The following is a 13,897-nucleotide window of genomic DNA, read 5'->3' as shown; positions in this document are numbered from 1 at the left end:
GTTTTTATATTTCTTTCTTTAAAATTTATTATTAATTTTAAAGAAAGAAAGGAAAAAAGAGCTTGCGTCTAAAACTGAAAAAGTGGCTTCAGATCTAAAAATGCTAAAAGCGCAACTAAACCCACACTTCTTATTCAATACACTAAATAATATCTATGTGTTGTCTCTAGAGAATTCACCGAAAACACCAAAATCTATCGAAAAATTATCTAAAATATTAGATCATGTTTTGTTTCGCTGCAATACAAAATATGTGTCTTTATCCTCTGAGATAGAATTGTTAGAAAATTATATTGAACTAGAAAAATTACGATATGATGATCGTCTACAAATTAATTTTAACAATCATATTGAACAAGATGGCAAAATTGCACCCTTAATATTATTATCTCTCGTAGAAAATGCATTTAAACATGGAGCAGGAGAGGATAGTGTTTCACCAAAAATAGACATCGATTTTTACAATACTGATATTCAATTTAAATTTATAATTTCCAATACCATAGCTGTAGAACCAGATCAAATAGAAAGAACAGCAATCGATTTAAAAAACATAAAAAAACAATTAAATTTAACTTATCCTAATCGATTTGAATTGCGCATCAACACCCTTCCAAAATTATTTACAGTAACCGTTCAAATAAAAAATAACTAAATTCTAGGAAAATTCGCTGTTTAATAGTTGATGATGAACCTTTGGCAATTCGATTGATAGAAAAACATGTCTCTCAAATTGATTCATTAGAAGTTGTAGCAACCAGTAATAGCGCGTTAAAAGCGTTTGAGATAGTAAACACACAGGTAATCGATTTGATGTTTTTAGATATTAAGATGCCCCATTTAACGGGAATAGACTTTCTGAAAACATTAAAAAATCCTTCTAAACAATATTTACTACTGCATACAGAGAGTATGCACTGGAAAGTTATGACTTAGAAACGGTAGATTATTTATTAAAGCCAGTGACTTTTGAGCGTTTTGCAAAAGCAATAGATAAGTTTTTTAGGCAGACTGCAAATACAGTTGAACCAGTTCAAAGAGAACTCGTACTATCGGATTATATAGTGGTAAAATCAGGAAACAGACACCATAAAATAATCCTAGATGATATTGTATATATCGAAAGTTTAAAAGATTACATTAAAATTCATTTAAAAAATGACACGTCTATAATTTCAAAATATAAGCTAGGTGAAATGGAACAAGAATTGTCTATTCATCAGTTTTTAAGAATTTACCGCTCTTATATTATCAATACTTCAAAAATCACAGCATTCACCTCACATGATATAGACGTGAATACCCAAGAAATCCCTATTGGAGCAAGCTGTTATTCTCTTTTTAGAACAGATAAAAAAGTAAGTTTATAGGATCTGTAAACGTTTTTCTACTTATAAGTTTTCTAAGTATACGTTTTTTAGTTAAGAATATAATATCTACATATTCCTGAGAAGCAAAGTGACTCCAGAAGTTATGACTTGATTTTTTAACAACTTTTTTTTCATTGGAACATTTTAGATATGTAAATAATGTAGGGTGTGGTAATTGCCTGGAGTGAAATTGACTGATTACTCAACTTCTTTAAATTTATTCTTTTTTAATTTTGCGTTTTATAATACGAACTCATACTTATAAAAAGACTTTCAAAATTAGTATCACCATTACTTTTCCCCAGTCTTACGATAATCAAGTTGGTTTTGGGGTCTACGTAGACATACTGGCCTAGAATTCCTTCGGCCATAAAGTCACCGGTTTTGGTAGGAATCCACCACTGGTATTGGTACTCCCAAGAACTCCCGTTGGTCGTATCAATCGCTGTAGAGCGCTCTACCCATGCTTTAGACACAATCTGTTGTCCGTTCCAGTTTCCTTTGTTGAGGTAGAGTCGGCCCAGCTTGGCAAAATCACGTGCTCTGGCATTTAGGCAACAAAAGGTTTTCTCCAGTCCGTTTTTCTTTTTATCTATGCTCCAGCTGGCATCATATTCCATTTGGAGAGGTTTCCACAATTTCTCTTCCAGATACGAAGAGAGGGTCTGCCCATTGAGCGCTCGTTCCAAAACCAAGCCTAGCAATTGTGCTTCGCCGCTAGTATAGCTAAACCCAACTCCTGGAGGATTCTCAAGTTCTAGCTTTTCAATAGCCTTCCTAAGGCGTCTCCCGTAATAAAAGGTAGCGACCGTCCCAAAAGGATTGTAGTAACCTTCGTTAAATTTTAGCCCGGAGGTCATCTGGAGCAGATGCTCAAGACTTACCTCGTTAAACCTATTGTCTTTTAGCTCTGGGATATACGTGGTTACCGGTTCGTCTACAGAAGTGATAAGCCCTTCGTCTATTGCAATGCCTATAAGGATAGAGGTCACCGATTTGGCCATAGAAAATGACGGTACGATAGAAGAGCGGTTATAGTCATACCAATAGTTTTCATATAGAAGGGTATCGTTTCTAATCACTAAAAACGCTACGGTTTTGTTATCTTCTAGATAGGTTTCAAAACTGGTTTTCTCTTTTCTAACCGTAACAGAATCTGGTATTATGGAAATTTTGGCCTCTGTAAATTGGAAGCTGATAGAATCTTTTTTTATAGATCTTGATGGAAATTTTTTATGGTCGTTGATATCTGCAAAATTATAAACGATAAACCGCCCAACTTTACAGGAGGATAAACTTTGTAGAAGGACTAAAAGAATGATAAGTTTGTAAGATAGGCTGAATTTCAACAGAAAAGAGATGACGGGTTTTACGGCAGTTTTCTCAATTTTCAATATACTTAAATAGGCGATCGGTAGCGTCTTCAGTAAAAACATCTTTAAAGTTTAGCATAATACTCAATGGATCCATTTGTAATAAAAACCGAGTGGCATTATCATCGATAGGAATAAGTGGGTTAAAAAGGCAGCCTTGGAGAATAGGTTGGAAATGCACCAACTTTTTATCGTAAATCTGCTCCAGATTATGCTGTACCAAACGTTCCGGTTCGTTATCGAGTATTTTCTCTAGAAAAACGTCTTTAGACGTTTGGAGGAGCCCTACATAAATGAGTTTAGGGTTAATGCTGTTGGGATACTTTTTCTTTAATATTTCTAGGAGATTCAGTCGTTTCATAATCATAAGCTTAAAATAGGTTAAGGTTAAAAATTGATCACCTACAAAAATACCCTGAGATAGTGTTACCAAAATTAGGGATGAAATAGTAACTAACAGCGTTTACTAGTAATCAAAATTAGTAAATTATAAATATTTCATAAAAATAGGGATAATATTAAGATTACACAATACTTATTATTGGGTAGGTTTTAACTTAAATAATTGAATTGAAACCAATTGAACCCTAAAATTATGCTATTTTTAGGCTCAAATATCACTTTTAAAATTTATTCATGCACCAGTTTAAGTTTAATTCATTACCTATTGTTATCCTTTTTATTTTAAGTCTAAGCGCTTGTAAACACAACTCTTCTCCAGAATTTGAGGCTTGGATACCTTATGATGAAACGAGTTTAATAGACTTTAGTGCCGACAACGCATCTGAGCGTTTGCGCTATCAACTTGTACAGTCTAAAGTTTCCGATCGGAATGTAATTTTAGAAACCATCACTTCTCAACTTAATGGCTTTTCTAAAGAGCAGTACGTAAAGCTTACGCCTTACATCTTAGACCAAGACATTATTTCAATTCAAAATCATATTGATGACGGAACTCTTACTTATAAGAGTTTAACGCAATGGTATCTATTCCGGATTGCAGATACCGAGAGTAACAAAACCTTAGCGCTTAATGCGATCATTTCCATCAATCCCAAGGTGGTGGCTCAAGCGGAAGAGCTAGACGGGTTTCAGGCCAAAGGGCAACATCCTATCTATGGGATGCCCATTTTATTGAAGGATAATATCAATACCAAAAATATGATCACCACAGCTGGTGCCGTGGCCTTAATAAATAACCAAACCAAAACCGATGCAGAGATTGTCACCAATTTAAAATCTCACGGCGCTCTTATTTTAGGAAAAGCCAACTTAAGTGAGTGGGCTAATTTTCTCTGTGATGGCTGTCCAAACGGATATAGTGCTGTCGGTGGCCAGACTTTAAATCCATACGGACCGGGAATCTTTGATACTGGAGGATCGAGCTCTGGAAGTGCGGTAAGTGTCGCTGCCAACTATGCAGTAGCTGCCATAGGGACAGAAACCTCGGGTTCTATTCTTTCACCCTCAAGTCAGCAATCGGCTGTAGGCCTAAAACCTACCGTTGGTGTCTTGAGTCAGGAAGGGATTGTGCCCATCTCGAGTACATTGGACACTCCTGGACCTATAACCAAAACCATAAGGGATAATTCTATTGTGTTTTCAGCAATGGCCTCTGCAAAATCAGGCGCTGCCGTGCCGTGGGAGATAGATCCTAGAGCAGATTTAAAGAACTTAAGATTTGGAGTGTATACCAGTTATCTTGAAGATTCCTTATACCTCAGAGCCCTTGAAGATCTCAAGACATTAGGTGCTGAACTTATTGAAATCGATCCCAAGCCTATGGATTTTGAGGGCTTTACTCAACTATTGAGTGGAGATATGAAAATAGATCTTGCCAACTATTTAAAAGCTTATACGTCTGAAAACGTTACTGTAAAATCTACAGCTGAGGTAATTCAATTTAACCTAGAAGATAATTTAGTTAGAATCCCTTATGGACAAGCTAGGTTTGACGGGATTGAAGATTTAAACTTATCTGAAGAGGAGCTTCAAAACATAAGAGACTATCTCTATAAAGCTGGTGTTGCTTATTTTGAGGCTACAATGTTGGCGAATAGGTTAGATGCAATTTTATCGATTAATAATTATAATGCAGGTCAAGCTGCTGTAGCAAAATATCCAGGACTTACGGTACCTATGGGCTACACTTCTGAAGGAGAGCCTAAAGGTCTTACCTTTATAGCACAACCTTATGAAGAGTCCGATTTGTTTAGTTATGCTAAACTTTTTGAGCAAAATACCAACTATCGGTTACCCCCTAAAAAATATTCCAACTAAATCTATACCTATGACTACATTACGTTTAAGCAGTTACATCCTTGCTATCTTTTTGATGGCTACCACCCAACTGAAAGCTCAAGTCCCTGATGGCTTTTTTGATTATATGGATCTTTTTGATTTGCAAATGGTCGGTAATCCAGAGATTTCTCCAGATGGTGAAACAATTATTTACGAAAGGCATCAATTTGATGTGATGACCGATAGCCGATTGGTCAACTTATGGCACACTTCGTTTGATGGTGAAACTCACTATCCTATCACCTCCGGGACCAAATACCATGGGAATGTCAACTGGTCTCCGCAAGGTGATAAGTTTGCTTTTACGTCCAATCAAGATGGGTCTAACCAACTCTATGTCTATTGGGTAGAGTCTAAGACCACAGCTGCATTGACGAATTTTACTGAAAGTCCATCCAACATTAGTTGGTCTCCCGATGGGACACAACTCTTATTTAGCAAATTTGTTCCTGAGTCTTCTAAAGCTATCCAGCCCAAAATTCCTACACCTCCCAATGGTGCTGAGTGGGAAAAAGGAGCAGACGTTATAGATAAAGCGGTATACAGACGAGATGGTGGGGGCTATGTGCAAGAGGGGTACAGTCATATCTTTGTGATTTCTGCTGAAGGCGGAACGGCTCGACAATTAACTTCTGGTTCTCATCAATTTGGTTCATCTTCTTGGACTCCAGACGGGAAGCATATCTTATACACTGTAAATAAGTCTGAGGATGCTGAAGTGGACCCAAATAATGAACAAATTTTTGAACAGCACATTGAAACAGGAGTAAGTAAACAATTGACCAGCACAAGAGGGCCGTTTTACTCTCCAAAAGTTTCACCTGATGGTGAGCATATCGCTTATACAGGATTCGACGATAAATTTGTGGGTTATCAACTCACCAAGCTATATCTGATGTCAAGAGACGGAGCTGAGTTAGAAATCCTTTCCAAGGGCTTTGCACAAGATATCTCTTCGATCACTTGGGCCAAAGATGGTAAGTCTATTTATTTTCGATATGATGAAGAAGGCAATAGCAAAGTTGGACAAATCAACCTGAAAGGTGAGGTCTCTACAGTGGCAGAAAACTTAGGTTCTCCAAGTATTGGTCGCCCGTATGGTGGTGGAACCTATTCAGTCTCCGACAAAGGAAAACTGGCCTTTTCTTATGTGACCACTTCGACACCTGCAGAATTAGCTGTTGTTTCTCAAAAATCTACTAGAGAGACCAAACGTCTCACAAATTTAAATGCCAATTTATTAAAGTCAAAAAAAACAGGAAAGGTTGAGGAGTTTTGGGTGGAGTCTTCAGTAGATGATTTTAAAGTACAAGGCTGGATTCTCACGCCTCCCAATTTTGATCCTTCTAAGACATATCCTATGATTCTTGAAATACACGGTGGTCCGTATACCAATTATGGTTCTCGATTTTCACCAGAATTACAATTTATGGCGAGTAGAGGATATGTCGTGGTATATACAAATCCTAGAGGAAGTACAAGTTATGGGGAAGATTTTGCGGCCTATATCAATCACAATTATCCAAGTGAAGATTATAATGATTTGATGGATGCGACAGATTATGTGGTCGACCAAGGTTATATCAATACAGACCAACTTTATATTACAGGCGGAAGTGGGGGAGGAGTCCTTACCGCTTGGTCTATTGGTAAAACCGATAGATTTAAAGCTTCTGTAGTGGCAAAGCCAGTCATCAATTGGTACAGTTTTGTCCTGACGGCAGATGGTTCTCCATTTTTTGCCAAGTACTGGTTCAAAAATAAACCTTGGGAAAACCCAGAGGAGTATTTGAAATTTTCACCGATTTCTTTGGTTGGAAATGTCAAAACCCCAACAATGTTATTAACAGGCCAACAAGACTACAGAACCCCAATGAGTGAAACCGAGCAGTACTATGCGGCCTTAAAATTACAAGGGATTGAGGCGGTTATGGTACGTATTGCTGGTTCTGGTCACGGCATTGCAGGGAAACCCAGTAACTTGTTTAGGAAAGTGGGGTACATCACCAGTTGGTTCGATAAGCATAAAGAATAATAATCCACTTTTAAATTTCGATTTAGGTTATCCACTTATGTTTAAGATTTGATAAAATAGAGATGAAAACTATGTTTAGTACAAAATAGTTTTCATCTTTGTTTTTATAATTTACTATGTCCCAAATCACCACCCTTACTGTTTTAAGCTATAAAAGATTTTCTAACAAATTCTGGGCCTTGTCCATGATGCAGTTTGGGCATACCTATATGAAATCTGTAAAAGGACTTAGTTTTTATAAGCTTATGGGTAGCGGAAAAGATAATTTCAATCCTTTTCCAGATTGGAGTGTGTATTCGGTTTTACAAGTGTGGGAGTCAGAAGATGCTGCTCAAACTTTTTTTGAAACTCATAAGCTCAGTAAAGCTTATCAAAACCATGCAGATAAGATGCAGGTTTATTATATGGAAAGCATTCAAGCCAGAGGCTTATGGAATTCTAAAAACCCTTTTGAATCTACTGTAAATGTAAAGGAGATGGATCCGGATTCTGAAATTGCGGTTATTACAAGAGCCAGTATCAAGACTAACATGCTAATGAAATTCTGGAAATACGTTCCGGAATCTCAAAAACCCCTAGAAAACACTAGTGGGTTGATTTATACGAAAGGCTTTGGTGAACTCCCTTTTGTGGAAATGGCAACTTTTAGCGTTTGGGAAGATTTAGCGAGTCTTAAAGCTTATGCTTATCAAAGTCAAGAACATATCAAAGCAATTCAAAAAACGAGAGAATTCGACTGGTACAGTGAGGAGCTATTTTCTAGATTTCGAATTCAGAAAAAAGTCACTTTAAAAGGGGGTTAAGTTTTAAGTCCACTTTTAACGTGTCTTAAAAATGCATTGATAAACGGTAAAGAACTCAGATTGAGAATGATTTTTAAATCTTCAGAAAATACCGACCTTTCGTCCAAAAATCTAAAGATTGTCTTTATAGAATTGTTTTTATACATGCGATAGAAGAGCTCCTCGCCAAAATGATTCTCTTTGCTGAGGACCTCTAAGAAAATTTTATCGTAATGTTTAAATTTAGCAGAGGAGGAGTTGTTATAATAGTCAGGTTTTGACTTTAAAAACACGACGATTTTCTTACTTTTTTTCTCACAATTTTTAAAGGAATACCCAGAAGAAGCTTTTACCCATCCTCCCGCTGTTCCAATTTTGATAATGTGTTTTTGATTAAAATTTTCAAAGGGAAAATTCGTCATCGGGATCACTCCCTTTTCAGTCTCTAAGATTTTATAATTTTGCTGGTGAAGTTTTTCTGAAATATATCTTTTTAAATAGTGGTCATAAGTGGCTTCACTCACCACATTTGGACTGAAATACGTAAATTCTACTAGTGCTTTAGTAGGAGACATAGGAAGAACATAAGTAAAGCTAGTGGTTTCACCATCTTTGATGCTATAATCCATCATTGTAAACTGAGTGTCATCAAAGACTTCTTTCTCAGTTTCGATAATCCACCCTTTAAAATGCTGAGCGATACTGAGAGAGTCTGAATGGTCTAAAGTATAAAGCGATGGAATTCTACTATCAAATACAAAATCGGCCATGTACTCATTTTCAGGAGTGGTCACGACAGCTTTATCTTGGTTTTGAACTACCTTTTGTACATCTTCTGTTTTCCAGTCTATAGTGGAAGTGTCGAGTGTTGTTTTGGCAAATTGATAAAAATCAGCTGATCTCAACATCTTGTAAGTATACTTTTTTAAATCAAAATTGATGTCTTCACCTTTGGCAGTAACTATAGATTTCTTCCAAGTTTTAGAAACGATGTGATCCCACTTGCCATTCCCTTTTTCCCAAAAACACCAAGTTCTATCGTTTTCAGTTTTTTTGACTTTGTCTAAAATCAGAATCTTTTTGTCCTTAAAAAAATCATCTTCATTCATAGCTAAAGCTAGGTTTAATCCTGCGGCTCCAGCTCCTATGATTATATAATTATAATTAAAAGTAGACATAGAAATAGATAAAAAAGACGAGTTGAACTATATATAAGTGAAGCGAAATCAAAAAGTTGCCTTTGACTTTGAATAGATGAAATATAAGATGAAAAATAAAAGAGATAACTCCCCAAGCGATATAATTATCTATGGGCGCATAGCCACCTGTAAATTCCCAAAAGTCAAAAATGGGAGCTACCTTTTCCATAAACAAATCCAAGAAAAGCATCATAAAGGTGCCTAGTAGAGATTTAAGAAATACATTGTCCGATACTTTATTAGCGATCGAACCACAAATAAAAGTAAGCATAGCCCAATTGACTCCAATAAGTAAGGGTACTCCCAAAATCTTAGGACCAAAATTATTACCATAGGCATAGTCTCCAAAGAAAAGACCAAAAGTTACTCCTAGATATTCTACTAATATTCCAAGCACACCAAATGTAAAAAATAAGATCCACTTTTTAATGGAATCCATAGGGTAGAAAGCAATTAAGGCAATACACATTATTACCAAATTGAGACCAGTTCTACTGGCGAACCAGTCCTGATAGCCTATGCTAATGCCAATTATACCTGAAACATGAAAAAGCCATAGAACGCCGATGGCTATGAATAAACGAATCTGTTGTTGAGGTAAACTCTTCATTTATTGTGGTTGTGGAACTAAATCTGAAACAATTTTGGCAGAAAGCAAACACAAGGGGATTCCTCCTCCAGGGTGAACACTTCCTCCACAAAAGTATAAGTTTCTTAGCTTAGAACTAAAGTTTGGATGTCTTAAAAAAGAGGCGAATTTATTATTGCTGGACGTCCCATACAAAGAACCTTGAAAAGATGAGGTTGCAAACTCGATATCTCTTGGAGTGACGACGTGTTCAACTTCAATGTGGTTTTCTATTTTGGAGCCTAGACATTTATTGATTTTCGCGATAACTTTCTCTCTGATGTAAGTTGTTTGAGCAGTCCAATCTTGGCCACAATTGGTAGGGGCATTGACCATTACAAACCAGTTTTCATGGCCTTCCTGTGCATCTTCCTTCACTTCCTTAGAAGAGATATTGATATACACTGTAGGGTCTTCTGCAAAGTTTTTTTTATTAAATAAGTGATCAAACTCTTTTTCGTAGTCTTCTGTAAATAGAATATTGTGCAAGTCTAGCTCTCGGAAAGTTTTGTTGATTCCCCAGTAGAAAATTAAAGCAGAACTCGAGCGCTCTTGGCTTAAGGTCTTTTTTGGAGCTTTTATCTTTTTGAGGAGGATGTTGTAAGCTGAATAGACATCCATATTACAGACGATAAGATCGAAAGCTTTGTCGTCTCCGTTTATTTTTAAAGCTTTTGCGGTATTGTTTTCATAAACGATTTCATCCACCTTTTGGTTTAGATGAATGGAGATTCCAACATCTTTAGCAAGCTGAGTCAGACTTTGTGAAATATCATGCATCCCATGTTTAGGAATAAATGTCCCATAATTCATTTCAAGATGTGGAATCATAGACATAATTCCTGGTGTTTTATATGGGGAGGAACCGTTATAGGTGGCAAACCTATTAAAGAGTTGTATAAGCTTGGGATGGTCAAAATACCTTTTATTTACTTCATTTAGACTGCTGTCCAAATGTAATTTACCTACATTAAAAATGGCCTTTAAGGTATCTTTTGACAGATAAGTATCAAACTTATGAAGTGATTTCTCCAAAAATAATTTTGAAGTGAGATCATATTTGGTTTTCGTATTTTTTAGATAGTCTTCTAGATGTTCTTCAGGTTCGTCAAAACTTAATGCAGCTTCTTTGATAAAGGTTTTGGTATTCGCATTTACTTGAAAGCGTTTTCCATCCTCCCAGAAGTAATTGCAGATGGTATCTTTTCTCGTGTACTGAAAGTACTCTTTGGGATCGATATCGAATAATCCAAACAACTCATCCACAAGGTGAGGCATTGTAAATAGAGAAGGACCATAGTCGAACCGATATTCTCCTTTGGTGATACTATGTAATTTACCTCCTGTGTAGTCATTTTGCTCAAATATATCGACTTTATATCCTTTAGCTTTCAGGCGCAAAGCAGAAGCGATTCCGGCGATACCAGAACCTATAATGGCAGCTTGTGACTTCATTTATTTTTTGTTTTTGAGAAACTTTAGAGGAGGAATAAGCATTCCGAAACATTCACTTTCTCCTTTTCCCAAATGTTTATGATGAATTTTGTGGGCACGGCGTATCCCTTTAGCGTACCAGTGGTTTGCCTTTTTGAATAATTTAAACCGTTGGTGAATAAAGATATCGTGAACAAGGAAATAAGCTAGACCGTAGCCCGCAATACCAGCTCCAATAGCAACCGCAAATTGAAATTGTGCGATTATAAAAAAGTACATGCTTATAGCAGCGTAAAATACAAAGAATAAATCATTGCGTTCCCACCAGCTCTTATGGTCTTTACGATGATGATCCTTATGTAATATCCATAGAAAACCATGCATAACATATTTGTGAGTAAACCACGCCATAAATTCCATCAGTAAAAAGGTTGCTATAAAAACAACTATCCAAATCAATATCTCCATAATCTCAAACTAAATTAAACCTACATGAAATGTAAGATTTTGCTAGTAAACTCGCTTTTTGGTAGTTAGGTACTCTTATCCGCCTGTTTTTGATTTCAAGCGAAGGTGTATTTTTTAATTTCTGCAGTAATTTTGAATAATAAATATAAGCGGTGTAAACCCCAAGTTTAGCCTCTACAGGTAACATTGAAATCCCTCTTAAGCCAGCTTGAAAATCTGCATCTATTTCTGAAATGATAGAAGCTTTAGTGCTTTCATCCAGACGGGTTAAGTCCGCCTCAGGGAAATAAGATCTTTCTAAATCTTCACAATCTGCTTTTAGATCTCTTAGAAAATTCACTTTTTGAAAGGCAGAACCCAATCTCATCGCATCCTCTTTGAGGTTTTCATACATTTCAAGATCGCCTTTTACAAATACTTTTAAACACATCAATCCAACTACATCGGCACTTCCATAGATGTAGGCTTTATATTCTTCTTGGGTAAGATAATTGGATTTGTGTAAATCTTTTTCCATACTATCCATAAAAGATTCGTAGAGATGAGCGTCTATATTATAGTTATGAACGGTTTCTTGAAAGCTGTTTAATATTGGATTTAGACTTATTTTATGCTCTATAGCATCGTACATATCTCCCTGAAACTTTTTAAACAAAATAGCCTTATCATAGTCATGAAAAGTATCTACTATCTCATCTGCAAATCTTACAAATCCATAAATGTTGTAAATATCTTGCCTGATGGAAGGAGCTAGGAGTTTAGTGGCAATAGAAAAAGAAGTGCTATAAGAATGGGTGACCACCTTGCTACATTCTTTCGATACAGTGTCGAACAATGATTTCATTCCTTTAATTTTTCTCAATTAATTCGGACACCAATTTACCCGAAATTAATGCGGGTGGAACACCAGGTCCAGGGACGGTAAGTTGTCCTGTAAAAAATAAATTTTTTACTTTCTTGCTTTTCAATTTCGGTCTCAAAAAAGCTGTTTGCAATAAAGTATTAGCCATTCCATAAGCATTACCTTTGTACGAGTTGTAATCTTCGACAAAATCGTTTACACAATAGGATTTTTTAAATATAATATTTTTTCTAACACTTTGGTTTGTTAGTGTTTCAAACCTTGTCATAATTTTGTCAAAATAGTCCTCTCTCAATTCCTCAGTATCTTCAATCCCTGGCGCAATGGGAATTAAAAAGAAACCATTTTCATGACCTTCGGGTGCTGTTCCAGGATCTGTTATGGATGTAAAATTAGCGTAGAACAATGGATCTTCTGGCCATTGGGGTGTGGTGTAAATATCTTGAGCATGAGCTTCGAAATCCACATCAAAAAACAAATTATGATGCTTGACGTTTTCTAATTTTTTATCGAAACCTAAATAAAACAGCAAAGAAGAAGGCGCAAAGACTTTTTTCTCCCAGTAAGATTCTGAGTACTGACGGTCTTTTTCGTCCAACAACGTTTCTGTGTGATGATAATCTGCTCCAGATAAAATGACATCGAAGGCTTTAGTTTCACCATTGACCTTCAAGCTTTTGGCTGTGTGATTCTCAACATTTATCTTTTCGATGTTAGCATTGGTATGAAGTTCCACTCCCAGAGATTTTGCCAAATCTGCAATGGCAGCGACAACTTCATGGAATCCTCCTTTCGGATGCCATGTGCCTAAGCCAAAATCTGCATAATTCATAAAGTTATAAAAGGAAGGGGTTTCACTTGGCTTAGCTCCTAAGAATAATACCGGAAATTTCAGAATTTGCTTTAGTTTCTCATTTTTAAACTCCTTTTCTACATCCTTATCAACGGTGCTAAAAAATTCTCCAAGTTTAGTAACCGTTTTAAGGGTAACCAATTCAAGGGGAGAAACTCCTGGCTTGTATACTAGATCTTTAATAGCAATGTCATAATTTTTACGAGCATGGTCTAAAAACTTTTTGAGCTTTTTGGCTCCATTTTTCTCTTCTTGATCAAAGATTTTATATATTTTATCTAAACTATCACCAATTTCGATAGTTTCTCCACCTTCAAAAATGACTTGATAACCTGGGTCAAGTTTATCTAGTCTGTAATAATCTGAAGGTTTTTTATCAAAATCTGCAAAGAATCTTTCAAAAACATCAGGCATCCAATACCATGAGGGGCCCATATCAAAAGTGAAGCCTTGTTCCTTAAAACGACGGGCTCTGCCACCTAAGCTATCATTTTTTTCAAAAAGATGAACTTTGTTTCCGTTTTTTGCTAAATAGCAAGCGGCAGCTAGTGATGAGAAGCCAGACCCAATGACTGCAATTGATTTACTCATA

Annotated in this window: 14 protein-coding genes; 6 read left to right on the top strand and 8 right to left on the bottom strand. The window is 36.2% G+C overall.

The genetic code is table 11. The annotated features are described in order from the left end of the window. The first annotated feature begins 82 nt into the window (after positions 1-82). From CXF67_RS11260 to CXF67_RS18845, 3 genes are read left to right on the top strand one after another with little or no spacing between them, the layout of a single operon-like run. On the top strand, positions 83-655 hold the full coding sequence (locus tag CXF67_RS11260; protein WP_145990462.1) for a sensor histidine kinase: 573 nt from the start codon (positions 83-85) through the stop codon (positions 653-655). A gap of 41 nt (positions 656-696) precedes the next feature. Further along, the gene (locus CXF67_RS18850; RefSeq protein ID WP_308302194.1) at positions 697-936 is read left to right on the top strand and encodes a response regulator; all 240 of its coding nucleotides are present in this window, start codon (positions 697-699) and stop codon (positions 934-936) included. A 26-nt stretch (positions 937-962) separates the two neighbouring features. After that, on the top strand, positions 963-1,370 hold the full coding sequence (locus CXF67_RS18845) for a LytR/AlgR family response regulator transcription factor (protein ID WP_257984674.1): 408 nt from the start codon (positions 963-965) through the stop codon (positions 1,368-1,370). Positions 1,371-1,597: 227 nt separating this feature from the next. On the opposite strand, the gene CXF67_RS11250 is transcribed toward CXF67_RS18845, so the two are convergent. Together CXF67_RS11250 and CXF67_RS11245 are read right to left on the bottom strand one after the other, a co-directional pair. After that, a complete protein-coding gene (locus tag CXF67_RS11250) occupies positions 1,598-2,806 on the bottom strand; it encodes a serine hydrolase domain-containing protein (protein ID WP_257984673.1) in 1,209 nt (402 codons plus the stop codon). Further along, complete coding sequence (locus CXF67_RS11245; protein WP_102088857.1) at positions 2,754-3,104, bottom strand: hypothetical protein; 351 nt, start codon at positions 3,102-3,104, stop codon at positions 2,754-2,756. The genes CXF67_RS11250 and CXF67_RS11245 overlap by 53 nt, the downstream gene beginning before the upstream one ends. A gap of 275 nt (positions 3,105-3,379) precedes the next feature. Between CXF67_RS11245 and CXF67_RS11240 the strand changes: the two genes are divergently transcribed. The 3 genes from CXF67_RS11240 (at position 3,380) to CXF67_RS11230 (ending at position 7,882) form a co-directional block, all read left to right on the top strand. Next, positions 3,380-5,023, top strand: coding sequence for an amidase family protein (locus CXF67_RS11240; RefSeq protein WP_102088835.1), 1,644 nt, complete (start codon positions 3,380-3,382; stop codon positions 5,021-5,023). A gap of 10 nt (positions 5,024-5,033) precedes the next feature. Continuing rightward, positions 5,034-7,079 (top strand): S9 family peptidase, encoded by a 2,046-nt coding sequence (locus CXF67_RS11235; protein WP_102088856.1) that lies wholly within the window; start codon positions 5,034-5,036, stop codon positions 7,077-7,079. A 116-nt stretch (positions 7,080-7,195) separates the two neighbouring features. After that, a complete protein-coding gene (locus CXF67_RS11230; RefSeq protein ID WP_102088834.1) occupies positions 7,196-7,882 on the top strand; it encodes a DUF3291 domain-containing protein in 687 nt (228 codons plus the stop codon). On the opposite strand, the gene CXF67_RS11225 is transcribed toward CXF67_RS11230, so the two are convergent. From CXF67_RS11225 to CXF67_RS11200, 6 genes are read right to left on the bottom strand one after another with little or no spacing between them, the layout of a single operon-like run. After that, positions 7,879-9,039, bottom strand: coding sequence for a lycopene cyclase family protein (locus CXF67_RS11225; RefSeq protein ID WP_102088833.1), 1,161 nt, complete (start codon positions 9,037-9,039; stop codon positions 7,879-7,881). The two genes, CXF67_RS11230 and CXF67_RS11225, sit on opposite strands and share 4 nt — an antisense overlap. After that, complete coding sequence (locus CXF67_RS11220; protein WP_102088832.1) at positions 9,026-9,670, bottom strand: carotenoid biosynthesis protein; 645 nt, start codon at positions 9,668-9,670, stop codon at positions 9,026-9,028. The genes CXF67_RS11225 and CXF67_RS11220 overlap by 14 nt, the downstream gene beginning before the upstream one ends. Then, complete coding sequence (crtD, locus tag CXF67_RS11215; protein ID WP_102088831.1) at positions 9,671-11,143, bottom strand: 1-hydroxycarotenoid 3,4-desaturase CrtD; 1,473 nt, start codon at positions 11,141-11,143, stop codon at positions 9,671-9,673. It abuts the gene before it with no gap. Beyond that, positions 11,144-11,590: a sterol desaturase family protein gene (locus CXF67_RS11210; protein ID WP_102088830.1), complete on the bottom strand. Its 447-nt coding sequence runs from the start codon at positions 11,588-11,590 to the stop codon at positions 11,144-11,146. Positions 11,591-11,594: 4 nt separating this feature from the next. Further along, positions 11,595-12,434 carry a phytoene/squalene synthase family protein gene (locus tag CXF67_RS11205; protein ID WP_102088855.1) on the bottom strand — a complete coding sequence of 280 codons (840 nt, stop codon included), beginning with the start codon at positions 12,432-12,434 and terminating at the stop codon, positions 11,595-11,597. Positions 12,435-12,438: 4 nt separating this feature from the next. Further along, positions 12,439-13,896, bottom strand: coding sequence for a phytoene desaturase family protein (locus CXF67_RS11200; protein ID WP_102088829.1), 1,458 nt, complete (start codon positions 13,894-13,896; stop codon positions 12,439-12,441). Position 13,897: the final 1 nt, after the last annotated feature.

Origin of the sequence: Psychroflexus sp. MES1-P1E (assembly GCF_002836055.1) — a bacterium.
In the GTDB taxonomy this organism is placed as follows: Bacteria; Bacteroidota; Bacteroidia; order Flavobacteriales; family Flavobacteriaceae; genus Psychroflexus.
Note: the sequence above shows the minus strand (reverse complement) of the source record. Positions and strands in the feature narration are given on the sequence as shown.